General features: G+C 69.5%; 20 protein-coding genes. 6 read left to right on the plus strand and 14 right to left on the minus strand.

All coding sequences use genetic code 11. From position 1 onward, the window contains the following. Nucleotides 1-6 precede the first annotated feature (6 nt). The 6 genes from ACFYRU_RS07260 to ACFYRU_RS07285 all read right to left on the minus strand — a co-directional run bounded on the left by ACFYRU_RS07260 (nt 7) and on the right by ACFYRU_RS07285 (nt 10,140). Nucleotides 7-957, minus strand: coding sequence for a DivIVA domain-containing protein (locus tag ACFYRU_RS07260; RefSeq protein ID WP_131335484.1), 951 nt, complete (start codon nt 955-957; stop codon nt 7-9). A 72-nt stretch (nt 958-1,029) separates the two neighbouring features. Next, the gene (locus ACFYRU_RS07265) at nt 1,030-3,276 is read right to left on the minus strand and encodes a kinetoplast-associated-like protein (protein WP_387654112.1); all 2,247 of its coding nucleotides are present in this window, start codon (nt 3,274-3,276) and stop codon (nt 1,030-1,032) included. Nucleotides 3,277-3,989: 713 nt separating this feature from the next. Further along, nucleotides 3,990-6,533, minus strand: a complete 2,544-nt coding sequence (locus ACFYRU_RS07270; protein WP_387654114.1) for an ATP-dependent Clp protease ATP-binding subunit — start codon at nt 6,531-6,533, stop codon at nt 3,990-3,992. Between the two features lie 342 nt (nt 6,534-6,875). Further along, on the minus strand, nt 6,876-7,208 hold the full coding sequence (locus ACFYRU_RS07275; protein WP_141855383.1) for an Lsr2 family protein: 333 nt from the start codon (nt 7,206-7,208) through the stop codon (nt 6,876-6,878). Between the two features lie 190 nt (nt 7,209-7,398). Next, nucleotides 7,399-8,919 (minus strand): lysine--tRNA ligase, encoded by a 1,521-nt coding sequence (lysS, locus tag ACFYRU_RS07280; RefSeq protein WP_387654117.1) that lies wholly within the window; start codon nt 8,917-8,919, stop codon nt 7,399-7,401. Between the two features lie 9 nt (nt 8,920-8,928). Next, nucleotides 8,929-10,140 carry an MFS transporter gene (locus tag ACFYRU_RS07285; RefSeq protein WP_387654120.1) on the minus strand — a complete coding sequence of 404 codons (1,212 nt, stop codon included), beginning with the start codon at nt 10,138-10,140 and terminating at the stop codon, nt 8,929-8,931. Between the two features lie 58 nt (nt 10,141-10,198). Here ACFYRU_RS07285 and ACFYRU_RS07290 point away from each other — a divergent pair, with 58 nt between their 5' ends. From ACFYRU_RS07290 to ACFYRU_RS07305, 4 genes are read left to right on the plus strand one after another with little or no spacing between them, the layout of a single operon-like run. Further along, nucleotides 10,199-10,756, plus strand: a complete 558-nt coding sequence (locus ACFYRU_RS07290; RefSeq protein WP_387654123.1) for an ArsR/SmtB family transcription factor — start codon at nt 10,199-10,201, stop codon at nt 10,754-10,756. 56 nt (nt 10,757-10,812) lie between these two features. Then, nucleotides 10,813-11,259, plus strand: coding sequence for an NfeD family protein (locus tag ACFYRU_RS07295; RefSeq protein ID WP_387654126.1), 447 nt, complete (start codon nt 10,813-10,815; stop codon nt 11,257-11,259). Continuing rightward, nucleotides 11,247-12,155, plus strand: a complete 909-nt coding sequence (locus ACFYRU_RS07300; protein ID WP_387654129.1) for an SPFH domain-containing protein — start codon at nt 11,247-11,249, stop codon at nt 12,153-12,155. The genes ACFYRU_RS07295 and ACFYRU_RS07300 overlap by 13 nt, the downstream gene beginning before the upstream one ends. 46 nt (nt 12,156-12,201) lie before the next feature. Beyond that, nucleotides 12,202-12,864, plus strand: coding sequence for a DedA family protein (locus ACFYRU_RS07305; protein ID WP_387654131.1), 663 nt, complete (start codon nt 12,202-12,204; stop codon nt 12,862-12,864). Here the strand turns inward: ACFYRU_RS07305 and ACFYRU_RS07310 are convergent. Next, nucleotides 12,850-14,145, minus strand: coding sequence for a hypothetical protein (locus ACFYRU_RS07310; RefSeq protein WP_387654134.1), 1,296 nt, complete (start codon nt 14,143-14,145; stop codon nt 12,850-12,852). The genes ACFYRU_RS07305 and ACFYRU_RS07310 overlap by 15 nt on opposite strands. Nucleotides 14,146-14,277: 132 nt before the next feature. On the opposite strand from ACFYRU_RS07310, the gene ACFYRU_RS07315 reads away from it, so the two are divergent. Continuing rightward, nucleotides 14,278-14,838: a carboxymuconolactone decarboxylase family protein gene (locus ACFYRU_RS07315; protein WP_387654137.1), complete on the plus strand. Its 561-nt coding sequence runs from the start codon at nt 14,278-14,280 to the stop codon at nt 14,836-14,838. 28 nt (nt 14,839-14,866) lie between these two features. Here ACFYRU_RS07315 and ACFYRU_RS07320 read toward each other — a convergent pair whose 3' ends face one another. Genes ACFYRU_RS07320 through ACFYRU_RS07345 form a run of 6 tightly spaced genes read right to left on the minus strand, consistent with a single transcriptional unit; the run spans nt 14,867 to nt 20,317 of the window. After that, nucleotides 14,867-15,346, minus strand: coding sequence for a hypothetical protein (locus tag ACFYRU_RS07320; protein ID WP_387654140.1), 480 nt, complete (start codon nt 15,344-15,346; stop codon nt 14,867-14,869). 11 nt (nt 15,347-15,357) lie between these two features. Beyond that, complete coding sequence (locus ACFYRU_RS07325) at nt 15,358-16,122, minus strand: type III pantothenate kinase (protein ID WP_387654143.1); 765 nt, start codon at nt 16,120-16,122, stop codon at nt 15,358-15,360. After that, a complete protein-coding gene (gene nadC, locus ACFYRU_RS07330) occupies nt 16,122-16,976 on the minus strand; it encodes a carboxylating nicotinate-nucleotide diphosphorylase (RefSeq protein WP_387654146.1) in 855 nt (284 codons plus the stop codon). Before nadC ends, ACFYRU_RS07325 begins: the two co-directional genes overlap by 1 nt. Before the next feature lie 5 nt (nt 16,977-16,981). Further along, nucleotides 16,982-18,628 (minus strand): L-aspartate oxidase, encoded by a 1,647-nt coding sequence (locus tag ACFYRU_RS07335; RefSeq protein WP_387654148.1) that lies wholly within the window; start codon nt 18,626-18,628, stop codon nt 16,982-16,984. A 22-nt stretch (nt 18,629-18,650) separates the two neighbouring features. Continuing rightward, entirely contained in the window at nt 18,651-19,478 is an 828-nt protein-coding gene (panC, locus tag ACFYRU_RS07340) for a pantoate--beta-alanine ligase (protein ID WP_387654151.1), read from the minus strand. Further along, a complete protein-coding gene (locus tag ACFYRU_RS07345) occupies nt 19,475-20,317 on the minus strand; it encodes a Rossmann-like and DUF2520 domain-containing protein (protein WP_387654154.1) in 843 nt (280 codons plus the stop codon). The genes panC and ACFYRU_RS07345 overlap by 4 nt, the downstream gene beginning before the upstream one ends. Before the next feature lie 112 nt (nt 20,318-20,429). On the opposite strand from ACFYRU_RS07345, the gene ACFYRU_RS07350 reads away from it, so the two are divergent. Next, nucleotides 20,430-20,957 carry a 2'-5' RNA ligase family protein gene (locus tag ACFYRU_RS07350; RefSeq protein WP_387654156.1) on the plus strand — a complete coding sequence of 176 codons (528 nt, stop codon included), beginning with the start codon at nt 20,430-20,432 and terminating at the stop codon, nt 20,955-20,957. Here the strand turns inward: ACFYRU_RS07350 and ACFYRU_RS07355 are convergent. Further along, on the minus strand, nt 20,947-23,754 hold the full coding sequence (locus ACFYRU_RS07355) for an AAA family ATPase (protein ID WP_387654159.1): 2,808 nt from the start codon (nt 23,752-23,754) through the stop codon (nt 20,947-20,949). The genes ACFYRU_RS07350 and ACFYRU_RS07355 overlap by 11 nt on opposite strands. Nucleotides 23,755-23,960: the final 206 nt, after the last annotated feature.

Below are 23,960 nucleotides of genomic sequence, written 5' to 3' on the forward strand. Positions count from 1 at the left end.
GGTGTTTCAGTTCTTCTTGCTGCCGGTGGTGGCGTCCGCGTCGTCGTCGGCCAGCAGGTCGAGCGGCATCGCGGGCTGGCCGGACAACGTCGCCAGCATCTGGCGGACGTTGGTCAGCTGCGCGTTGATGCTGTCCCGGCGCTGCGTCGCGGCCGCGAGCTCCCGCTCGGACTCGGCGCGGATCCGCTCGGACTTGTCCTTCGCGGCGGCGACGATCTCCTGGGCCTGCCGGTTCGCGTCGGCCAGCTGCTGCTGGGACAGCCGCTCGGCCTCGGACCGGGACCGGTCGGCCTCTCGCTGCACCTGAGCAGCGCGGTCGGTGACGGCGGCCAGCTGCTGCTCGGCCAGCGCGGTACGGGCGGCGAACTCCTGCTCGACCTTGCCCCGGCGCTCGGCCAGGGTGGTCTCGAAGGCGGCCGCGGCCTGGGCGGACTTGGCCCGCTCCTGCTCGTACAGCGCCTGGGCCTCGCTGCGCCGCGCGGTGGCGTCGCGCTCGGCCTCGTCACGCATGTCGTCGGCCTGGGTCCGGGCCTCTTCGAGGATCCGGGCGGCCTCGGCGTCGACCTCGCTCTTCCAGTCCAGCGAGTACTGCTCGGCTTCCTTGCGGACCTTCTTCGCGTGCGCCTCGCCGTCGGCGACGATCGCCTCCGCGTCGGTGCGGGCGCGGGTCACCAGGTCACGGGCCTCGTCGTCGGCCAGCGACAGGATCTTCGCCACCCGCTCACCGAACTCGGTGAACGTCGGGGCGCGGTCCTTGGAGTCCTCCTGGGCGGAGATGACGGCCGCCTCCGCAGCGTCCGTGCGGGACTGCAGCTCCTGGACGTGCCGCTGCAGCTGCTCGGACTGCTGCTGCAACGCGGTCAGGGAGGTGGTCAGCTCACGGATGTGCTGGTCCACCTGGGCAGGCTCGTAGCCACGCAGAACGGTACGGAACGGGGTTGGGCTTTCACTGCTCATGTTTTCCGATGCTCACTTCGATGGGTGGGTGGATCACACATTGTCACTGACAAGGATCTGACTGTCACGTCCTCATCCTGATTCCCCCGTGGAACCCTCACTGGAAGACATTCCACCACCTGGGCGGAACCCCGGTACAGCGAGTGCCTCGATCACACCCGAAAGCTGGGTGAGCTCCTTGGTGATCTCATCACGGCGCTGGTTCAATGCCGCGACCCTCGCCTCGGCGTCGGCGAGAAGTTTTCGGGCCTGCGCGCGCAGGTCGTCGGCGTGCTCGCGGGCCTGTGCCTCGAGCTGCTGCGCCTCGGCGCGGGACTTGCGGATCAGTTCGTGCGACTGGCGCTGCGCCTCGGACAGGTCGTTGGCGGCGCGTTCCCGCAGTACCTGCGTACTCGCCTCGGCCTCGGCCTCGCGCCGGTTCGCGCGCTCGATGATCTCGCGGGCGTCCTCGGCGGCGGTGGTCTTCAGCCGGTCGGCGCGCAGCTGGGCCTGGCTGGTGACCTTCTCGGCCTCGCGCTTGGCGGCCTCGAGGGTCGCCTCGGCCTGCTCGCCGGCCGAGTACAGCGTGGTCTCGGCCAGCTGGGTGAGCTCGGCGTTCTCCTTGGCGATCGCGTCCTGGGTCTGCTTCAGCCGGCTGGTCGAACGGCCGACCACGCGGCGCAGGTGCGCCCGCTTCTGCTTCAGGTACGCCGCCGCGTCGGCCACGGCCTGGTCGCGGATCGACTGCGCCTCGGCCTCGGCCGCGCTGATCAGGCCGTCAACGGTCTGCTTGCTCCACTGCGTCTGCTGCTCGGCCTCGGCCAGTGCCGCCTCGGCCGCCTGGTTCGCCTCTTCGACGATCCGCTGCGCCTCGGCGGACGCCGTCCGGCGGTCCGCCTCGATCGAGTCCACCACCAGCTTGGCCTGGGCGCGGGCGTCGGCCATCAGCCGCTCGTTGCCGGCCTCGGTCTCGGCCTTGCGTTCGGCGATCTCCGCGAGCGCCTCGTTGCGGAGCTTGTCGATCTCCAGCGAGATCGCGGCCAGCTTGGCGCGCTCGGTCTCCTCGAGTTCGGCGGTACGGCGTTCCAGCTCGGTGCGGTTCTCGCCGCGCAGCCGTTCGATCTCGGCATGCGCCTCGGCGATCTGCACGCGGGCCTTCTCCCGGGCACCCTCGACCTCGCGCTCGACGGCGGCCCGCAGCTCGCTCGCCTCGGCCTCGGCGCGGGCGATCAGGTCGGCTTCGTTGCGGACGGCGGCCTGCGACACCAACGCGGCCTGTTCACCGGCGTCCGCGACCAGCTGCTGCGCTTCCCGGCCGGCCCGGTCGACGGCCGTCTGCGCCGACTCGCGGGCCAGCCGCGCGTCCTCGAGCAGTTCGTCCGCCTCGTCCTTCACCCGCTGCGCTTCGACCTCCGCGGCGGCGACCCGCCGATCGGCCGCGGCCTGCGACTCGGCCCGCAACCGCTCGGCCGCCGCCTCGCTCTCGGCCTTCAGCTTCGCGGCCGCCGCTTCACTGTCCGCCGTCACCTTCGCGGCCGCGGCCTCGCTCTCGGCCTTCAGCTGGGCGGCCGCCGCTTCCGCGTCGTCCCGGAGCTTGGCCACCTCCTCCGCGACGGCCTCCCGGAGCGCCGCGGCGGCGGACTCGGACTGGGTCCGCAGCCGCTCCGCGACGACCGCGGCGTCGCTACGCACCTGATCCGCCCTCGCGGTCGACTCGGCCGTCAGCTGCTCAGCCGCCGCGTCAGCCTCCCGCCGCACCCGCTCGGCCTCCGCCGTCGACTCGGCCGTCAGTTGCTCGGCCGCGGCGGCAGCCTCGCGCCGGACCCGGTCCGCCTCCGACGTCGACTCCGCACGCAGCCGGTCGGCGTACTCCTCGGCCTCCGCGCGGACCCGTGCGGCCTCGGCGGTCGACTGCGCCCGGAGCCCGTCGGCGTACTCGTCGGCCTCCGCGCGGACTCGTTCGGCATCGGCGGTCGATCGGGCGCGGAGCGCGTCCGCGTACTCGTCGGCCTCATCGCGGACTCGGGCGGCATCGGTCTCGGACTCGGTGCGGAGTTGTTCGGCGGCCCGTTCGGCGTCGTTCAGGACCCGTTGGGCCGCCGTCATCGCGTCCGAGCGGAGCTTCTTCGCGGCGGCGTCGGCCTCGGCCTTCAGGCGCTCGTTCGCGGCCCGGACCCGGCTCGCCTCGTCGCGGGCGAGGTCGTTCTCGTGCTCGGCCTGCTCGCGGAGCGTGTCCGCGATCCGCTGTGCCCGCTCGAGGACTCCACCCGCCTGCCGCACGCCAAAGGAACCGGTGTCGGCGACCGGTTCCTGGGTCAGCGGCAGACGCGGAGCGTCCATGCGACGAGATGATTCCATTCCCGGCCCCCTTTCCGACAGTCCGGGTCCGAACAGCGTGCTCACAGGGTTACAACGCGGTAGACAGGCGGTAGGTAACTGCTTCATCAGCAGTCGCGCGATCTTCCCATCGAAACCTCGGTGCGCGCGAGTCGCATCGGCATCGGAATGATCACGCTCCGCAGGACGATACGACCAATCAGTAGCCTCCGCGCAAATCCCGCGTGTCATCCCGGTACGCCGCGCCGCCCCGCAGTACTCCCCACCCACCCCACCCTCAATCCGGCCTGTACCACACCCGCCCCTCGCCGGCTCGTGCACAAAGCACCCGTCACCTCCGCCGAGTCGTGAAAAACGGCTGCTCCAGACGACCGATTTCCACGACTCGCCAACCACCCCCAGAAACATCCACCACGACTCAGCGAGCCGAGGCGATCAGGGCTGGAGGGGCCGGACCCGACGCCCGGGCCGGGGCGAGGCCCGGGGCGGGGCGAGAGCCGGGGGCGCGGCGAGAGCCGGGGGCGCGGCGAGAGCCGGGGGCGCGGCGAGGGCCGGAGTGGTGGAGGGCAAGCCAACGAGGAGCTGGGCCGCCGGACGAGGTGCGGACGGGATGGGGTGCGCGTACGAGACGCCCGCACCGGGTGGGTGGTGGGTGGACGTGCGAGACGCTCGGGCGGATGGGCCGCCCGAGCGTCTTGTGGGGTGTTCGGTTGGGGTTACGAGTCCTGGACGCCGGTGGTGCCGCCGCCGGTGGTGAGGTCGGTCAGCTCCAGGTCGGAGGTGGTCGACTTCTGGTTACCGGTGAAGGTGAAGTACTCGGTCAGGCCGTCGGCGTTGACCGTACCTTCGGGTGCCGCGTCGACCAGGACGATCTGGCCGGGGCGCAGGTCCCCGAACAGGATCTTCTCGGCCAGCACGTCCTCCACGTCGCGCTGCAGCGCGCGGCGCAGTGGCCGGGCACCCAGGACCGGGTCGAAGCCACGCTTGGCGACCAGTTCCTTCGCGGCGGGCGTGAGCTCGATGCCCATGTCCTTGTCCTTCAGCCGCTGCTCGATCTGGGCGACCATCAGGTCCACGATCTGGACGATGTCCGCCATCGTGTGCTGGTGGAAGACCACGATCTCGTCGACACGGTTCAGGAACTCCGGACGGAAGTGCTGCTTGAGCTCCTCCGTCACCTTGGCCTTCATCTTCTCGTACGACGAGGTGGTGTCGTTGGCCTGCGAGAAGCCCAGGGAGACCGCCTTCGCGATGTCCTTGGTGCCGAGGTTCGTGGTCATGATGATCACGGTGTTCTTGAAGTCGACCACGCGGCCCTGGGCGTCGGTCAGCCGGCCTTCGTCCAGGATCTGCAGCAGCGAGTTGAAGATGTCCGGGTGGGCCTTCTCCACCTCGTCGAACAGCACCACGCTGAACGGCTTGCGGCGCACCTTCTCGGTCAGCTGGCCACCCTCTTCGTAGCCGACGTACCCAGGAGGCGAACCGAACAGCCGGGAGGCCGTGTGCTTCTCCGAGTACTCCGACATGTCGAGGCTGATCAGTGCGTTCTCGTCACCGAACAGGAACTCGGTCAGCGCCTTCGACAGCTCGGTCTTACCGACACCGGACGGGCCGGCGAAGATGAACGAGCCGCTCGGGCGGCGCGGGTCCTTCAAGCCGGCGCGGGTGCGCCGGATCGAGCGGGACAGTGCCTTGACCGCGTCGGTCTGGCCGATGTAGCGCTTGGCCAGCTCCTTCTCCATGTCCAGCAGCCGCGAGGACTCCTCCTCGGTCAGCTTGAAGACGGGGATGCCGGTCGCGGTGCTGAGCACCTCGGCGATCAGCTCCTCGTCCACCTCGGCGACGACGTCCATGTCGCCGGCCTTCCACTGCTTCTCCCGCTCGGACTTGGCGTTGATCAGCTTCTTCTCGTCGTCCCGCAGCCGGGCGGCGCGCTCGAAGTCCTGCGCGTCGATCGCCGACTCCTTCTCCCGGCGGACGGTCGCGATCTTCTCGTCGAACTCGCGCAGGTCCGGCGGCGCGGTCATCCGGCGGATCCGGAGCCGGGCACCGGCCTCGTCGATCAGGTCGATCGCCTTGTCCGGCAGGAACCGGTCGGAGATGTACCGGTCGGCCATCTGCGCGGCGTTCACCAGCGCGGCGTCGGTGATCGTCACCCGGTGGTGCGCCTCGTACCGGTCGCGGAGGCCCTTGAGGATCTCGATCGTGTGCGCGATCGAGGGCTCGGCCACCTGGATCGGCTGGAACCGGCGCTCCAGCGCGGCGTCCTTCTCGACGTACTTGCGGTACTCGTCGAGGGTGGTGGCGCCGATCGTCTGCAGTTCGCCGCGGGCCAGCATCGGCTTCAGGATGCTTGCCGCGTCGATCGCGCCCTCGGCCGCGCCGGCGCCGACGAGGGTGTGGATCTCGTCGATGAACAGCACGATGTCGCCGCGGGTGCGGATCTCCTTGAGCACCTTCTTCAGGCGTTCCTCGAAATCGCCGCGGTAGCGCGAACCGGCCACCAGGGCGCCCAGGTCGAGGGAGTAGATCTGCTTGTCCTTCAGCGTCTCCGGGACGTCACCACGGACGATCTGCTGGGCCAGACCTTCCACGATGGCGGTCTTGCCGACGCCCGGCTCACCGATCAGGACAGGGTTGTTCTTGGTCCGCCGGGACAGCACCTGCATGACCCGCTCGATCTCGGTCTCCCGGCCGATCACCGGGTCGAGCTTCGCCTCGCGGGCGGACTGGGTGTAGTTCCGGCCGAACTGGTCGAGCACCAGGGAGCTGCTCGGGGCATCACCCTGGGTCCCGGCGCCGGTGGTCTGGGTCTCCTTGCCCTGGTACCCGGACAGCAGCTGGATGACCTGCTGCCGGACCTTGTTCAGGTCCGCTCCGAGCTTGACCAGGACCTGCGCGGCGACACCCTCACCCTCGCGGATGAGGCCGAGCAGGATGTGCTCGGTGCCGATGTAGTTGTGGCCCAACTGCAGGGCCTCACGCAGGGAGAGCTCCAGCACCTTCTTGGCGCGGGGGGTGAACGGGATGTGCCCGCTCGGTGCCTGCTGTCCCTGGCCGATGATCTCCTCGACCTGGGAACGAACGGCCTCGAGCGAGATACCCAGGCTCTCGAGAGCCTTGGCGGCGACACCCTCACCCTCGTGGATCAGGCCGAGCAGGATGTGCTCGGTCCCGATGTAGTTGTGGCTGAGCATCCTGGCCTCTTCCTGAGCCAGGACGACTACCCGACGGGCGCGGTCCGTAAATCGTTCAAACATCGCCAAAGCGCTCCTTGCCTCAGAGGAGTCGGACGTGCCGTGTTGGCCGACCCCCGTACCTGCATGCTAGTCCCCGGCACCGACAGGCTCGCTCTCGGCGAACACCCGATCACGCTTCCGACGGCCACCCGGGCGGCATCACAAGGGAACAACCGACCTGGTCCCCAGCGTGTTCCCGCCTGCCCGGCTCGCAACAGCATGTTCGCCACCAGCGAATTCCCCGGACTACCTGTCCGGTCAGTGATCACGCCCGACACGCCCGGATCCCACTCTGTGGAACAACCGGAATGCGGACGGTCCCGGCGCCCTCGATGAGGGGCCGGGACCGGCGGCTGCTGGGAATTACTTGGCTTCGTTGTACGCCGCGCGCACCTCGGCGGAGATCCGGCCGCGCTCGCTCACGTCGTACCCGTTCTCCTTGGCCCAGGCCCGGATGTCCGCGGAGTCCGACGCCGAACGGCCGCCACGGCCGCGGGACCGGCCCGCCGCACCACGCCGGCCGGCCACCCGGCGGCCGGAGCCGACATATGCGGCCAGGGCGTCGCGCAGCTTGGCGGCATTCTTCTTGGACAGGTCGATCTCGTACGTCGTTCCGTCCAGCCCGAAAGTGACGGTCTCGTCGGCCTTACCGCCGTCGAGATCGTCCTCGAGAACCACCTGCACCCTTTGCGCCATCGATGACAACCTTTCCGCGCCGAATTGTTTGCACCTGATTTGTACCGCACAAACCGGGCCCGTGTCATTCATCAACACTGCGCAGCGGTCGTGACCAAGAGTATTCACGGCTTGTGAAACCGGCTGGACCGGAATCAATTCGACCCTGAATTGGCCGGTCCGAGCCGTTGTGCTATGCAACTATCAGGAATCACTCAGGGCGCAGCAACGGGAACAGAATCGTCTCCCGGATACCGACGCCGGTGAGCAACATCACCAACCGGTCCAGGCCCATCCCCATGCCACCGGCCGGCGGCATGCCGAATTCCATCGCGCGGAGGAAGTCCTCGTCCAGCTCCATCGCTTCCGGATCGCCGGCGGCGGCCTGTGCCGACTGCGCCTCCAGCCGATCGCGCTGGATCACCGGGTCGTTCAGCTCCGAGTACGCGACCCCGAGCTCGACGCCGTTGAAGAACAGGTCCCAGGCCTCGACCAGTCCGGGAATTTCCCGGTGCGGCTTCGCCAGCGGCCGGGCCGACTCCGGATAGTCGCGGACAAAGGTGGGCTGGATCAGCGTGTGCTCGGCCAGCTTCTCGAACAAGTCGACGGCGATCTCGCCGGCATTCCGTCCGGGCTGCAGCTCGACCCCGTGCTGTTCTGCCAACTTCAGCAGCGTGGCCAGGTCGGTGGTCACGTCGACGGTCTCGCCGACCGCTTCGGAGAGCAGCCCGAAAAGCGTCGCGTGCCGGAACGGCTGCTCGATGTCGATGAGCTGCCCGTCGCGTCCGGTGATCGACGTACGGCCGATCGCGCGGCCCGCGTTCCGGATCAGCTCCTGGATCAGCTCGGCCATCGTGTCGTAATCGCCGTACGCCTGATACGCCTCGATCATCGAGAATTCCGCCGAGTGGGTCGAGTCCAGCCCCTCGTTGCGGAACGTACGGCCGATCTCGTACACCCGGTCGACGCCGCCGATCATCGCCCGCTTCAGGTCCAGCTCGAGCGCGATCCGGAGCTTCATCTCCTGGTCGAACGCGTTCAGGTGCGTCGAGAACGGCCGGGCCGCGGCGCCGCCGTTGGTCAGCTGCAGCACCGGTGTCTCGACCTCGACGAAGCCGTGCTCGTCGTACGTCGCGCGCAGCGCCTTCAGTACGGCTGCCTTCGCGCGGACCATCTCCCGGGCCTCCGGGCGGACGATCAGGTCGACGTACCGCATCCGGACGCGGGCCTCTTCGCTGAGCGGCTTGTGCTCGTTCGGCAGCGGGCGGAGCGTCTTCGCGGCCATCTGCCACGCGGTCGCCTGCACCGACAGCTCACCGCGCCGGCTGGTGATCACCTCGCCCTGCACGGCCAGCAGGTCGCCGATGTCGACGAGCTGCTTGAACCGGGCCAGCTCCTCCTCGCCGAGGTCGGCCAGCGACAGCATCACCTGGAGCTCGGTCCCGTCGCCCTCGCGGAGCCGGACGAAGCAGAGCTTGCCGGTGTTGCGCAGGAAGATCACCCGACCGGCCACCGAGACCTGCTCGCCGGTCCGGGTGTCCGGCTCCAGCTCCTGCGCGTCGTACTTGTCCCGCAGGTCCTTCAGCAGGTGCGTCCGGCCGACCGAGATCGGGTACGCCGGTACTCCTTCCGCCAGCAGGCGGTCACGCTTCTCCCGGCGGACCCGCATCTGCTCGGGCAGGTCGTCCTGCCCGCTGTCGGGGTTCACCGGGTCCACGTGTGCGTCAGTCATGCCTCAAGGCTAATGAAGGACCGCCTCCAGCTCCGAATCCTTTGTCCGTACGACGAGGACGCCGGCGACCGTGGCGGCCACCGCACAGGCGATACCGCAGGTCACGAAGGTGCCGCGCGGACCGAGCAGCGTGCCTGCCGCACCACCGAGGAGCAGGGCGAGAACACTGAACGTACGGACTGTGCCGTTCAGAGCGGCGATGACGCGGCCGCGGACCGCTTCGGCCGCCCGGGTCACCACCAGCGAACTGGTTGCGGCGTTGAGCATTCCGCTGCCGACGCCGATGGTGGTCGCGGCGATCATCAGCGTGACGATGTTTCCGGCGAGGCCCATCAACACGCACGAACCACCGATTGCCGCCATCCCTGCTATGACAGCTCGGGACCGTGCTTGGTCGGTGTGTAGGCGAGCAGTGAAGGCGGAGCCGGCGATGGCGCCCAGGCCGGTTGCCGCGCCGGCGGCGCCATAGAGGGCCGGGCCGAGGCCTAGTTCGCCGGTGATCAGGTAGACCTCCACTACGTTGACCGCCTCGCCCACGACGACGAACAGCCAGAGGGCCGGGACCAGGATGCGCAGCAGGTTGTCGCCGAAGATCGCGCGCAGTCCGGCCAGCACGCCGCCCTTCGCCGTGTCGCTGCCCGGCTCGGGCCGGCGCCGGGTGCGGACCAACCGCGCGACGAAGACCAGTACCAAGAAGGTGGAAGCGTCGACCAGCAGTGCGCCGCGGCTGCCGACCGAGCCGACCAGGACGCCGCCCGCGGCCGACCCGGCCAGCGTCGCGACGCCGATCAGCGCCTGACTCGTACCGGTCGTGCGACCGACCAGTTCCTCGCCGACGATCCGCGGGATCAGCGCACCCCACGCCGGACCGCCCACCGCCTGGCCGAGCTGCAGTACGCAGACCAGCGCCAGCGTCGGGACCAGGTCGTGCACGAACGCGACCCCGGCGCCCGCGGCCACCTGGAGCAACCCCGACCAGACCAGCACGGTCCGCGAGTCGTACCCGTCCACGATCCGTCCCGCGAACGGGATCATCGCGACCGTCGGTACGGCGAACGCGAGCAGCAGCGCGGTGACCGCGGCCGGGCCGTGGCCGTCGGAGACCCGCAGCATCAGCGCGATCATCGCGATCGCGTCGCCGGTGTACGACAGGGCGCGAGCCGGCAGGACCAGCCGGATGTCGCGGTGCGACCAGATCGAAGTCTGAAGTGATTGCTTCATAGTTGTGAAGTAAACACTTCAGACTTGACGGCGTCAAGCGGTTCGCTACGCTGATCTCGTGGGTACGAAGAAACGGCTGGTGATCACTGATCCGCGGGCGATCCGCGCGCTCGCGCACCCGGCCCGGCAGCGGGTCATCGACGAGCTGTTCAACGGCAAGGTGCTGACCGCGACCGAATGCGCCGAGCTGGTCGGCCTGACGCCGTCCGCGATGAGCTACCACCTCCGGGCGCTGGAGAAGTGGGGCATCCTCGAACGCGCCGACGAGTCCGCCGACGGCCGCGAACGCCCCTGGAAGGCGCCCGCCCGCAGCCTGGTGATCTCGTCGCAGTCCACCGGCGCGGGCCGGGCCGCCGGCCAGGCGATGATCCGCAGTACGACGGACGCGGTCATCAACGGGTTCGCGGAGATCGATGCGGACGACCCGTGGGACGATGTCAGCTCGTTGAGCCGGTCGCGCCTGTGGCTGACCTACGACGAGGCGAAGGAGCTCGGCAAGGAGCTGACCGAGCTGATCAACCGGTTCGAGAAGAAGCGGGCGTCGAAGGGGCCGCGACCGGGGTCACGGCAGGTCAGCACCCTGATCGCGATCGTGCCCGGCCCGGAGCAGAGCTGAACCGTTAGCTGCTTGGGGGCGTATCTCGGAGTACCTTCGAAGTAGAGGTACTTCGCATGCAGTCGTGGATCCTGTGGATGATCGTCGCCGCCGTCCTCGGCACGGCCGAGTTGATGACAGCGACCTTCGACCTGCTCCTGCTCGCCGTCGCGGCGCTGGCCGCGGCCGGGATCGGCGCGACCGGGCTCGGGATCGGCTTCCAGGTGGTCGCGTTCGCGACCACCGCGGCAGCCATGATCACGCTGGTCCGCCCGGTCGCCCGCCGGCACCTGACCGGGCACCCGGGGATCCGGACCGGCGTGGCCGCGCTGGTCGGCCGGGAGGCCGTCGTCCTCGCGGCCTGTGACCGCGACGCCGGCCGGGTCCGGATCGGCGGCGAGGAGTGGAGTGCCAGGTCCTACGACCCCGACCTGCACATCCCCGCGGGCACCCGGGTCGACGTCTTCGCCATCGAGGGGGCTACCGCCCTCGTCCATCCCCAGGAGGAGCCATGGCCGAACTGATCATCGGGATCGTCGTCGCGCTGCTCGCGGTCGTACTGGTACTGCGGACCGTGCGGATCGTCCCGCAGGCCCGGGCCAGCAACGTCGAGCGCCTCGGCCGGTACCTGCGCACGCTGGAACCAGGCCTGAACGTGGTGATCCCGTTCGTCGACCGGCCGCGGCAGCTGATCGACCTGCGCGAACAGGTGGTGTCGTTCGAGCCGCGCTCGGTGATCACCGAGGACAACCTGGTGGTCGACATCGACACGGTGCTGTACTTCCAGGTCACCGATCCGCGCGCGGCGGCGTACGAGATCGCGAACTACATCCAGGCGATCGAGCAGCTGACCGTGACCACGCTGCGGAACGTGATCGGCTCGCTGGACCTGGAGAAGACGCTGACGTCGCGCGAACACATCAACTCGACGCTGCGCGGTGTCCTGGACGAGGCGTCCGGCAAGTGGGGCATCCGGGTGAACCGGGTCGAGCTGAAGGCGATCGAGCCACCGATCTCGATCAAGGAGTCGATGGAGAAGCAGATGCGCGCCGAGCGGGAGAAGCGCGCCACGATCCTGACCGCCGAGGGCCAGCGGCAGTCCAAGATCCTGACCGCGGAGGGCGAGCGGCAGGCCGCGATCCTGCGCGCCGAGGGCCAGGCGAAGGCGATCGACACGGTCTTCGACGCGATCCACCGCAACGACCCAGACCCGAAGCTGCTCGCGTACCAGTACCTGCAGATGCTGCCGGAACTGGCCAAGGGCCCGGGCAACACGTTCTGGGTGATCCCGTCCGAAGTCACCACCGCACTGCAGAACGTCACCAAGGCGTTCACCGGCGAGACCCCGAAAGTTCCGGCCGAGGTTCCCGTCGAGATTCCGTCAGGAAACGGGCACAACCCTGAAATCTCACCCAGATAGTTGCCCCGGCACCTAATCGGTTGGCTCCCGATGTCACTATGGGTGCATGGGGGAACCTCTGCTGCTCGCGCAGGCCATCGCCATCCCGACCGGTGTCGCCGTGCTGGCGTACCTCGTGGTCGGCCTCGTCATCGGGGTCGAGAGCATGGGCGTACCGCTGCCCGGTGAGACCACGCTGATCGCGGCCGCGCTGCTCGCGTCGCAGCACCACCTGAAGATCGAGTTCGTGATCCTGGCGGCCGCGCTGGGCGCGATCGTCGGCGACTCGATCGGGTACTTCATCGGCCGGAAGGCGGGCCGCAGCCTGTTCGAGCGGCTCGGCCGGCGGTTCCACCACTTCTCCGAGGACCGGATCGTCCGGGCGGAGAAGTACTTCCACAAGTACGGCGTCTGGACGGTGTTCTTCGGCCGGTTCGTCGCGCTGCTGCGGATCTTCGCGGGCCCGATGGCCGGCATGCTGCGGATGCACTACCCGCGGTTCCTGGCCGCGAACGCCGCCGGCGGGATCGCCTGGGCGACCACGATCGGCGTGGTCGCGTACAAGATCGGCGACAACGCGGACAAGATCTTCGGCCGGGTCTCGGTCGGCGCGCTGATCGCGATCGCGGTGGTCGCCGTCGGGCTGTACGTCCTCCACAAGGTCCGCAAGCGCCGCCGCGAACAGGTCGAGAGCACCGCGCCGGGCTCCGTCGAGTCAGCGGACGTGTAGCTGCAACCCCGGCGTGGTGATCCCGTCCATCGGACGGCCGAACATCATCGCGCCCGGCACCACGATGCGGTAGACGAAGTCACCCGGCTGCGCGGCCTTGAACGCGAGCGCCGCCCGCCCGGCACGCATTGCCAGCGCCTTCGAGTCCATCCACCGCCGGGTCTGCCGGTTCCAGGCCTGCAGCATCACGGTGGTGTTCAGCCCCGGCGCGACCGCCACCGACACGGTCACCGTCGAACCCTTCTTCACGGCCGTGTCGCCGCCGGTGAACCCGGCCGACGCGATCCGCACCACGCTCTTCGTGTACGCCGGCCTGCTGGTCGACGTACCGGTGAACATCCCGCCCTTGGTGTTGACCGGAACGATGATCTTGTACGGCCGGCTGCCCGCCGTCGGTACGGCGATGTCGTAGTACCCGCCCGCGGTCGTCGCGCCGCGCGCCGCCGGGGTCCAGCGGGCGTCCGGCGTGACCTGCGTCAGTACGACGACCGGTACGCCGGCCGGGGTGGCCCGCCGGCTCGTACACGGCGCGTCGAGGTCGCAGTCGACCTGGTGCAGGATGACCCGGCCGCGGGCCCGGATCGGCACGCTGAACTGCGCCTTCGGCGGAACGGTGCCGCTGATCGAACTGGTCAGCCCGAGCACCTCGCCACCGGCGCGGGCGCTCCACTCGTTCTGCGTACGCAGCTGGAAGATGTACGGCGGCTTGATGCTCTTGACGACCTGCCGGTTCGAGGTGGTCGCCGGTCCGATCGCCTTCAGCATCTCCCCCGGGCGGCCGATCATCGGCACGTACTTCTGGGTCTTCTTGCCCTTCACGTCCAGCGGGTCGTTCGGCGTGAAGTCCTGCGGCGCGACCGGGACGGACCACCTGATCAGTACGCCGCGGCCCTGCTGGGCGACGGTGGCCGCGCTCGGCCGGACCGGGCCGTCGGTGTCGAACACCGGCGACTTGGAGGGCTTGCTGGTGACGCCGCCCTGCGACGTACCGGTCTCGACCACGATCTTGTAGTTGCCGTCCGGCGGGAACTCCGAGGTCGGGATCTGCCACTTGTTCGGCGCGCTCGCCGGCAGGTACTTCACGTACGACGGGCTCTCGCTGAGCACGCCCTCGATCGTGATCCGGTTCGGCTGGCCGCTGTCCTTCCAGGTGACCAGTACCGCGCCGCCCTGGGGTGCCCAGGCGACGCCGACGTCGGTGGGCGCCGGATCGGAGGCACAGGCGGTCAGGCAGGTGACCCCCGCCAGTACCGCCAGGGCGCCGGCAACCGTACGCCGCACTCCGACCACCTCCGTGCCTCACGACTGAACCGGGTGAACCATACCCAGTGACAGGTACCCACCCGGCACGACCGTTGCCGGATCGGTATCGCGGTTCTAACGTGAGAGCAGCCACAGAGGGGGGATACCGCGATGGCTTTCATCAGCACGCCCGAAAATCCCGGGATGTTCGACGCGAACCGGGCGCCGGCCGGGCACGTGCCCAACTTCGTCCGTACGTTCGCTGCGCGACCCGCCGTGTACGAAGCGTGGAAACAGCTGAACGGCGCGATCAAGGAGTCGATGGACCTGCGCCGCTACGAACTCGCCACGCTGGCCGCGGCGACCGCGCTGAAGTCCAGCTACTGCAGCCTCGCGCACGGCCAGGTGCTGGCCGACAAGTTCTACACGTCCGAGGAGGTCGCGGCGCTGGTCGAGGAGCCGCCTAACGACCCGGTGGACCGCGCCGTGATGGCGTTCGCGCGCAAGGTCGCGCTCGGCGCGGACGCGGTCACGCAGGCCGACGTCGACGCGTTGAAGGCGGTCGGGCTCACGGATACCGACGTACTCGACGTCGCCCTGGCCGCGGCGGCGCGGGCGTTCTTCTCCAAGACCCTCGACGCCACCGGCACCCAGCCGGACTCAGCCTTCAACGGCCTCCCCGACTCGCTCCGTACGGCACTCACAGTCGGCCGCCCGATCCACTCGGGCTGATTGGCCGGCTGTCAGTTGCCAACAGCATCTAAGTGGTCGAGTCGGCCGAAGCGGCGGCTGGTGCGCCGGCTGCTCGTCGCGCGGCCATGCTCGCGACCGCGGCCAGCGCGAACGCGTTCAGGCCGTGCAGCAGCCCGACAACCGGGGCGCTGTACGCGACGGCCGCGAGCAGGAACTGCAGGACGAGCACTCCGAAGACGTACAGCGCCCACCTGATTCCGCGGTCGACGTGCGCGAAGAACGACACGATCAGCAACGCCAGCGCGAGGATCGGAATGACGCCCGAGCCGAACACGCTGTGCAGGGTCCGACCGAGGTTCTCGTCGGTGTTCTTGTCGATCACCGCGCCGCCGTTCATGTCCTTCAGCGCCGTGAACCACGCGAGCGCGATGAACATCGCCTGCAGCACCACACCGACCGCAACAGAAATCGCCAGTACCCGATAAGCAGCTCTCATGGTCTCCCCCACCTCGGCTGCCTTCATGGTGATCCAGATCACCTCAAGCACACAAGAGCTTTCTAGCCGAAGTTGCGGGTGTACGCCTGGTAGAGGCCGCGCAGCGGTAGTAGCGGTTCGTCGCGGACGGGGGTGGTGAGCTGGCCGGTGAGGAGCGGGGCGAGGGCGCCGGTGAGGACGACCGGGAGGTCGTCGGTCAGGGACTGCTCGGTCCGGATCCGGGCGACCAGTCCGTCCACCAGCGCCGCGAAGCCGTGGATCGCACCGGACTGGAGCGCCTCGACGGTGTTCTTCGCGACCACCGATCGTGGCCGGACCAGCTCGACCCGGCGCAGTTGCGCGGCTGCCTCGCCGAGCGCGTCGGTCGCCGTTTCGATGCCGGGGGCAATCACCCCGCCGATGAACGCGCCGGCCGGGTTGACCACGTCGATGGTGATCGCGGTACCCACATCCACCACCAGGCAGGGCGCGCCGTACAGCGTGACCGCGGCGAGCGCGTTCGCGATCCGGTCCGTACCGACCTCGCGCGGGTTGTCCACCAGCACCGGCAGCCCGGTCTTCACACCCGGCTCGACGACCACGCTCGGGACGTCCTGGTAGTACCTGGAGACGACGGCCCGCAGCTCGTGCAGGACATGCGGTACGGCGGAGCACACCGCGATCCCGCTCACCGGAGCCTCGCCGGTGAGCAGACCCTGGAGCAGTACGGCCCACTCGTCGGCCGTACGACGGGGATCGGTCCCGACCCACCAGTGCCGCTTGACCGTACCCTCGAACACCAGGCCGACCAGCGTCCTGGTGTTCTCGACGGCAACGGCCAGCAGCATCAGGGCTCCCGAAGATCCAGACCGATGTCGAGGACCGGTGCGGAGTGTGTCAGCGCACCGACCGCGAGGAAGTCGACGCCGGTCTCGGCGACGGCCCGTGCACCCTCGAGCGTCAGCCCGCCGGAGGCCTCGAGCCGGGCGCGACCGGCCACCTTCTCGACGGCTTCGCGCAGCTGCGGGACGTCCATGTTGTCGAGCAGGATCAGCTCGGCGCCGGACTCGACCGCGATCAGCGCGTCGTCGACCGAGTCCACCTCGACCTCGATCGACAGGTCCGGGAACGCCTTGCGCACCAGGCGGAACGCCTCCGCGACACCACCGGCCGCGACCACGTGGTTGTCCTTGATCAGTGCCGCGTCGGACAGGCCCATCCGATGGTTCTTCCCACCACCGCAGCGGACCGCGTACTTCTCCAGCGAACGGAGCAGCGGCATCGTCTTGCGGGTGTCGCGGATGATCGCACCGGTGCCCTCGACCGCGTCCACCCAGCGCCGGGTCAGCGTAGCGACTCCACTCAGGTGACAGAGCAGGTTGAGCGTGGTGCGCTCGGCGGTCAGCAGCTGCCGGGTCTTGCCACGCACCGTCATCAGTACGTCGCCCTTGTGCACGGACGCGCCGTCGCGGACCGAGTACTCGATCTCGATCTCGTCGGGTGCGGCGACCTGACGGAGCACCAGCTCGGCGATCTCCAGGCCGGCCACCACGCCGTCGGCGCGGGCCACCAGCTCGGCGACCGACACCTGGTCCGGGTCGACGGTGGCCGTGGTGGTCACGTCGACGCCGCCGGCCAGGTCCTCCTCGATGGTCGCCCGCACCAGGTCACCGACCCACTGCCGGTCGACTGTCTCATCCATGCCGGTCATTCTCCTCGGGATTCACGCGGAACAAACGTGGGCTGCGGCACAGCGTGCGCGTCGAGCGTGACGTCCAGGCTGCCGAACCACAGCAGATCATCGCGGTCCGGGTGGTCCTCGCGCCAGTGCGCGCCGCGGCTTTCCTCCCGGGCGGTCGCGGCCGCGATCAGCGCGGAGGCGACGGTCACCAGGTTCGTCGCCTCCCAGCCGGGTGTCCCCGGCTCGCCCGCGGGCAGCTCGCCCAGCTTGCCGATCGTCGCGCCTGCCTCGGCCAGGCCGGCCGCGCTCCGGATCACCCCGGCGCCGACGGTCATCGCCCGCTGCAGTTCGGGTACGACGTCGGCGTCGACCAGGCCCGGCGTACGGCGGTCTTCGACCGGCTCGCGCTGGGCCGGCAGCCCGTCCGCGAGGTGCGCCGCGATCCGGCGGGCGAAAACGAGCCCTTCGAGCAGCGAGTTCGAGGCGAGCCGGTTGGCGCCATGGACGCCGGTACAGGCCACCTCGCCGCAGGCGTACAGGCCGGGAACGGAGGTTTCGCCGTTCAGGTCGGTGCGGACGCCGCCGGACGAGTAGTGGCAGGCGGGCGCGACCGGGATCAGTTCGCGGACCGGGTCGATGCCGTGCGAACGGCAGGACGCCAGGATGGTCGGGAACCGGACCCGCCACAACTCGTCGCCGAAGTGCCGGGCGTCCAAGTACACATGATCCTTGCCGGTGGCAAGCATCTGCCGCATGATCGCCTTCGCCACGACGTCCCGCGGCGCCAGGTCCGCGAGCTCGTGCTGCCCTTGCATGAAACGCTTTCCGGTGTGGTCGACGAGGAACGCGCCCTCCCCGCGGACAGCCTCGGAAACCAGTGGCTGTTGGCCTTTCGCGCTCTTTCCGAGCCAGAGCACGGTCGGGTGGAACTGGACGAACTCCAGATCGCGTACCTTCGCACCGGCGCGTAGCGCGAGCGCCATCCCGTCGCCGGTGGAGACGCTCGGGTTGGTCGTTGCCGCGTACAACTGCCCGAGACCGCCGGAGGCCAGGATCACCACCCGGGCACGGATCGCGCCGACGCCGTCCAGTTGCCCCTCGCCCATCACGTGCAGGGTGACGCCGGCGATCGCGCCGTCCGCGGCCTTGAGCAGGTCCAGCACCAGCGCGTGCTCGATGATCCGGATGTCCTTGGCGCGCTTCACCGCGGCGACCAGTGCCCGTTCGATCTCCGCGCCGGTCGCGTCGCCGCCGGCGTGCGCGATCCGGTTCCGGTGGTGGCCGCCCTCACGGCCGAGTGAGATCTCGCCGTCGGCCAGCGTGTCGAACCGCGCACCCAAGTCGATCAGGTCGTGCACCGCGTCCGGTCCTTCGGTGACGAGGACGCGGACGGCCTCCGGGTCGCTCAGGCCGGCGCCCGCGACGAGGGTGTCGTGCAGGTGCTCCTCGGGCGAGTCCTCCGGATGGAGGGCGGCGGCGATCCCGCCCTGGGCCCACTGGGTGGAGCCGGAGGCAACGACATCCTTCGTCACCACAAGAACCGAGCCCAGCTCGCGGGCCTTGAGGGCAGCAGTCAGCCCGGCGACCCCGGACCCGACCACCACCACGTCGACGGCGTCGGTCCAACCAGGCTCAGGAGCGGCCAGCCGTTGCGGGACTGGAGGTGCGGTCATCCCGCGACGGTATCAACCGAATTCATCGAAGGGTGATGGAAATGTTGTCGATGAGACGGGTCAGACCCACGCGGGCGGCGATCAGCATCCGCGCCTCGCCCGGGCCGATGACCGGGCCGAGGTCGGGGGCGCGGAGCGCGAGGTAGTCGATCTTCACCGACGGCACCGCCTCCAGCTCGGCCTGCGCGGCGGCCAGGACAGCGTCGGGTCCGTTCATCCCGGCCTTGGCGCCGGCGCTCAGCGCGCGGTACAGCACCAACGCCTCGTCACGTTCAGTCTCGCTCAGGTACCGGTTGCGTGAGGACAGCGCCAGCCCGTCGGGCTCACGTACGGTCGGCACCGGCACGATGTCGACGTCCATGTCCAGGTCGCACACCATCTCGCGGATCAGCGTCAGCTGCTGGTAGTCCTTCTCGCCGAACAGCGCGAGATCCGGCGCGGTCAGGTGCAGCAGCTTCGACACCACGGTCAGTACGCCGGAGAAGTGGCCCGGGCGGAACACGCCCTCGAGCTCGTCGGCCAGCGGCCCGGGGTGCACGGTGATCGACGGCTCGTTCGGGTACAGCTCGTCGCGGGACGGGTTGAAGACCAGGTCCACGCCCTCGTTCTTCGCGATCGCCAGGTCGCTGGCCAGCGTCCGCGGGTACCGGTCGAAGTCCTCGGTCGGCCCGAACTGCAACGGGTTCACGAAGATCGTCAGTACCACGCTGCCGTCCGGTCCGACCCGCTCGCGGGCCTCGGTCAGCAACGCGGCATGGCCCTCGTGCAGGGCGCCCATGGTCATCACGACGGCCCGCGGCCGGATCGCGGCCGCTGCCCGGAGCTCGGCCTTGGTCTGGGTGAGTCTCATCGCGGTGCCTCCCCTGTCCGGTCTGCCCGGTGCCCGTTCAGTACTTCGCCGAATCCGGCGACCTGTCCCGCTTCCAGCCAGTCGGCCAGTTCCACCGTCGCCCTGGCCAGCTCGGCGTAGGTGCTCCGCGTACGACCGCTCAGTACGGCCAGGTGTGCTGCCACCGTGTCGACATCGCCCCGGGCGATCGGCCCGGTGAGCGCATGATGACCGGATCGCAGCGTGTTGTCGAGGGTTGTGGCCAGCAACGGCTGGAGGGTGGCCACCGGATCGGTCACGCCCGCTTCCCGTAGTACGGCGACCGCCTGGGTGACCAGGGTCGTCAGGTGATTGGCGCCGTGGACCAGACCCGCGTGGTACGCCGTGCGCTGGTCGTCGGCGACCCACTGCACCTGCGCGCCCAGGGCCTTCACCAGAGGCTCTACGAGCGCTCTGGCCGTGTCAGGTCCAGTAGCGGTGAACATGACGCCGTCCAGCGCCACAGGTCCGCCCGGGAACGTCATGGCTGGGTGCAGCGCGACGGGCGTGGCTTCGAGACCTGCCAGCGGCGTCAGGCCGTGGGCTCCGGACAGGTGGACGACGTACTGCGCACTGGTCAGCGGCAGCATTTGCGCGACCTCACGGATGACGGCGTCCGGTACTGCGACCAGCACTACGTCAGCGCGGTCGGTGACCTCGTCAGCGGTCAGTACGGGGACACCGGGCAGAAGGCGGGCAGCGCGTTCCAGCGACGCGTCCGACCGCGCGGTCACTCCGACCAGGGGATGTCCGGCTGCCGCCAAGGCTGCTCCCAGGGCGGTCCCGGCCCGGCCGGCTCCGATCAAGCCGATCCGTTCCATCACTCACTCTCTTCTCGTTCCAGTCCCGCTGTGGGGTACCAGACGATCTACTTGTCAGAGTAGGTGATGAGAGCATGGCGCGGTGAGTGAAGCGTGGGCTGCAAGGACTGAATTGACGGCGATCCTCATCACAGTGCCGGAGTTGGCGGCGTACACGGACCGGTGGCGTTCGGTGTCACGGTCGTCTGCGCGGCCGCAGGTTCCGCTGACCGAGCTCATCCCGCCACACGTGACTGTGCTGGTCCCCTGGGTCACCGAGCCGACGGACGCGGACGTGGCGCGTCTACAGGCCGCACTGACCGACGTACAGCCGTTCGAGCTGAGCTTTCCGACCGCGGGCCAGTTCCCGAACGGAACGGCGTGGTTGAAGCCGGAACCGTTCGACCAGGTACGCGCGCTGCTGCTGAAGGTGTTCGCGGCGTTCCCGGAATGCCCGCCGTACGGCGGCAACTTCGCGGAACCGCATCCACACCTGACGATCTCGTCCTCCACCCAGGGCGGCCCGTCGGTCGTAGCCGAAGCCAACGCCGCCCTGGCCACCACACCAGCTCCGACTGTTCAGTTGACCGAACTGGGCCTGTGGCGCGAGGACGCACAGGGCGTCTGGAGCCAGTTCGGCGCCGTACAGCTCAGCTCCTGAGCTGAAACCCCACAGCGGTCGGCGCGTCGTTCGGCCGCCACTCCTCCGGTACGTCGGCCGGCATCAGCGTCCGCACCTGCTCGACACTCGGTTCGCGCAGTGCGTTGATCCGCACCGCCTGCTGCGAGACCGTCGCCTCGAACAGGTTGCGTACGTCGCGGCCGTTGCCGAAGTTCGGCGCGTTCCGCAGGTTCTCCAGCAGCCCGGCGATCTTCGCCACCACCCCGTCGGCCACCAGGTATCCCGCCTTGCCGCTGAGGTACTCGAAGATCTGCTCGAGCTCCGGCTCGGAGTAGTCCGGGAACTCCACCGAGTTCGGGATCCGGGAGCGCAGTCCGGGGTTCACCTGGAACAGTTTCTCCATCGGCTCGGTGTACCCGGCGAGCACCACGACCAGATCGTCGCGATGCTCCTCCATGTGCTTGATCAGCGACGCGATCGCCTCCCGCCCGAGATCGTCCAGATCCGCCAGCGTGTAGGCCTCGTCGACGAACAGCACCCCGCCGAGGGCCTGCTCCACCACCCTGCGGACCCGCGGCGCCGTACCGCCGTACCGATCAGCCACCAGGTCGTTCCCGGTCGTCTCGACCAGGTGCCCGACACCGAGCAGCCCGAGGTCCCGGTAGATCTCCGCGACCAGCCGGGCCACCGTGGTCTTCCCGGTCCCCGGGTTGCCGGTGAACATCATGTGCCGCGACCGCTCCGGCGGTGGCATCCCGGCCTTGGCCCGCAGTACGTCGGCCTTGGCCTCGGCGGCGAGCCGCTCGACGGTGGCCTTCACCTCGGTCAGTCCGGTCATCGCGGCCAGCTCGGCCCGCGCGTCCTGGTGCCGGCGGAGGTCACCGAGGCTCCCCTCGGACGCCGTCGGCACGTCCTCGCGTTCGATCGACCGGACCTGCTCGAGGCTCGGCGACTCCAGCGCGGACAGCCGGACCGCCTGCTGCGTGGCGATCCGTTCCAGCAGCGTACGGATCGTCCGTGCGTTGCCGAAGCCCGGCGCCCGCGGCACCTTGTGCAGGCCGGCCAGGATCATCTCCGACACGCCGTCACCGAGCACGAACCCGGCCTGCTCGACCGCGGCCAGGAAGATCTCGTGCAGTTCCTTGTCGGTGTAGTCCGGGAAGTTCACGTACGTCCGGATCCGCGACTTGACCCCGGGGTTGCTGTCCAGCAGGTCGTACATCTCGGCCGGGTACCCGGCCATCACCACGACCAGGTTGTCGCGGTGCTTCTCCATCAGCTGGATCAGCGTCGCAACCGCCTCCCGGCCGAAGTCCCGCCCGGAACTGTTGTAGAGCGAGTAGGCCTCGTCGATGAACAGCACGCCGCCGAGCGCCCGTTCGACCACCTCGGTCACCTTCGGCGCGGTCTGGCCGATGTACGTCGCCACCAGGTCGGCGCGGCCGACCTCGACGAGATGCCCGGACGACAGCATGCCGAGGTCCCGGTAGACCTCGGCCAGGATCCGGGCCACCGTGGTCTTGCCGGTGCCCGGGTTGCCGCTGAAGACCAGGTGGCCCATCGGCTTCGGCAGCCGCAGCCCGGCCTCGATCCGCACCTTCGCCAGCTTCGCCTCGGCGACCAGTTCGTGCACGCGCGCCTTCACCGGCCCCAGCCCGGTCATCGCGGCCAGTTCGGCGATCGGGTCACCACCGGCCGGCGGCTCCGGCCGTTGCGGGTCCGGCGTCTCGTCCCCCTCGGCCGCGGTACCGGCGGTCTCCGCGGGACTCGGCGGCCGCAGCGCGTTCAGGTCCCGCAACCTGCGGACGAACCCGACGGTCATCAGCAGGTCCTTCGGCGCCTTCGGCTGGTCGGGCAAGCCGTTGAGACTGGCGCAGACCTGGTAGATCGCCGCCAGGTACTCCCGCGCCTCGTAGGGCGCTCCGGCCTCGACGGCCCGGCTCATCCGGTCCAGCTGGCGACGGCGCCACTCGGCCGGTTCGAGCGCGGACTTCGTCCGGTCCAGCGCCTGCTGGACGTCGGACGCGCCGGACGGCCCGAGCGTCGTGAACGACAGGCCGGCCGGGATGCTGCTGCGGCCGAGCTGCCGGAGTACGGCGGCCAGCTCTACGGCGAACGGCTGCTCCTGCTCCGGGGTGGTCGCGGCGATCTTCTCGTACGCCGCCTGCAGCCGGTTCACGCCGTACGCCATCAGGTCGAGCGGGTTGCCGGACAGGTGCGGGTACGCGTGGCGGAGGTCGTCGGCGGTGAACCGCTCCGCCCAGCGCTTCGTCATCGTGGGCCGCGTCGACCTGGTGTGCGATTCGAGGAAGCCGGGGTCGGCCAGGACGTCGTCGAGCATGGTGGCCATCGCGGCCCGGCGGGTCTCCAGCCCCGGGATACCGGCCAGCAGGTCGAGCATGTCGCGGCAGGCCCGGACGTACGGCTCCTGCAGGTCCGGGCTCAGCTTGTTCCGCAACGGGAACGGGATGATGAACTCGGTCGGCCCGGCCGACCAGGTGAGCGGATCGGGGTCGACGGCCTGCGGCTCAGTGCGCCAGTCACCGGCCAGCAGCAGGGCCAGGTTGCGCGCCCCGCCGATCACGATGCCCAACGGCGGCAGCAGGCTCCTGACCACGTAGTAGAAGTTGCTGCCCAGCCGCGGCGTGCCGTCCCGGTAACCGGCTCTGCCGTTGGTCGGATCGTCGTTCGGCACCCGGTCGACGATCTCCCGGAGCTTCGCCGTGGTCGTGGCCAGCCATTCGGGGGTGACGGCGAACGGCCGGTCCGCACCCACCACGTCGAACGCCGGCTGACCGGCAAACATCAGACCGAGTTCTTCTGGGAGGATCGCCACGATACCGATCCTAGGGTCGGTCTGGTCCACATCGACTGCGGAGGGCGGACGTGACCGGGACCTTCCGGGACGCCTGGGAACGGGCTCTGTACGGCCCCGGCGGCTTCTACCGCCGGGAGCGGCCGGTCGACCATTTCCGTACGTCGGTCCACGCGTCGGCGCTCTTCGGGCAGGCGCTTGCGCGGCTGGCTGCTGAGCTCGACCTC

It is taken from the genome of Kribbella sp. NPDC004536 (genome assembly GCF_042873835.1).
Classification (GTDB): Bacteria; Actinomycetota; Actinomycetes; order Propionibacteriales; family Kribbellaceae; genus Kribbella.

What these genes read in the sequence shown, in the direction of transcription:
- ACFYRU_RS07345 (WP_387654154.1), bottom strand. Translation starts at nt 20,317, where the DNA reads ATGGAACGGATCGGCTTGATCGGAGCCGGCCGGGCCGGGACCGCCCTG.
- ACFYRU_RS07295 (WP_387654126.1), top strand. Translation starts at nt 10,813, where the DNA reads ATGCAGTCGTGGATCCTGTGGATGATCGTCGCCGCCGTCCTCGGCACG.
- ACFYRU_RS07300 (WP_387654129.1), top strand. Translation starts at nt 11,247, where the DNA reads ATGGCCGAACTGATCATCGGGATCGTCGTCGCGCTGCTCGCGGTCGTA.
- ACFYRU_RS07265 (WP_387654112.1), bottom strand. Translation starts at nt 3,276, where the DNA reads ATGGACGCTCCGCGTCTGCCGCTGACCCAGGAACCGGTCGCCGACACC.
- ACFYRU_RS07270 (WP_387654114.1), bottom strand. Translation starts at nt 6,533, where the DNA reads ATGTTTGAACGATTTACGGACCGCGCCCGTCGGGTAGTCGTCCTGGCT.
- ACFYRU_RS07260 (WP_131335484.1), bottom strand. Translation starts at nt 957, where the DNA reads ATGAGCAGTGAAAGCCCAACCCCGTTCCGTACCGTTCTGCGTGGCTAC.
- ACFYRU_RS07325 (WP_387654143.1), bottom strand. Translation starts at nt 16,122, where the DNA reads ATGCTGCTGGCCGTTGCCGTCGAGAACACCAGGACGCTGGTCGGCCTG.
- panC (WP_387654151.1), bottom strand. Translation starts at nt 19,478, where the DNA reads ATGAGACTCACCCAGACCAAGGCCGAGCTCCGGGCAGCGGCCGCGATC.
- ACFYRU_RS07305 (WP_387654131.1), top strand. Translation starts at nt 12,202, where the DNA reads ATGGGGGAACCTCTGCTGCTCGCGCAGGCCATCGCCATCCCGACCGGT.
- ACFYRU_RS07335 (WP_387654148.1), bottom strand. Translation starts at nt 18,628, where the DNA reads ATGACCGCACCTCCAGTCCCGCAACGGCTGGCCGCTCCTGAGCCTGGT.
- ACFYRU_RS07315 (WP_387654137.1), top strand. Translation starts at nt 14,278, where the DNA reads ATGGCTTTCATCAGCACGCCCGAAAATCCCGGGATGTTCGACGCGAAC.
- ACFYRU_RS07275 (WP_141855383.1), bottom strand. Translation starts at nt 7,208, where the DNA reads ATGGCGCAAAGGGTGCAGGTGGTTCTCGAGGACGATCTCGACGGCGGT.
- lysS (WP_387654117.1), bottom strand. Translation starts at nt 8,919, where the DNA reads ATGACTGACGCACACGTGGACCCGGTGAACCCCGACAGCGGGCAGGAC.
- nadC (WP_387654146.1), bottom strand. Translation starts at nt 16,976, where the DNA reads ATGGATGAGACAGTCGACCGGCAGTGGGTCGGTGACCTGGTGCGGGCG.
- ACFYRU_RS07285 (WP_387654120.1), bottom strand. Translation starts at nt 10,140, where the DNA reads ATGAAGCAATCACTTCAGACTTCGATCTGGTCGCACCGCGACATCCGG.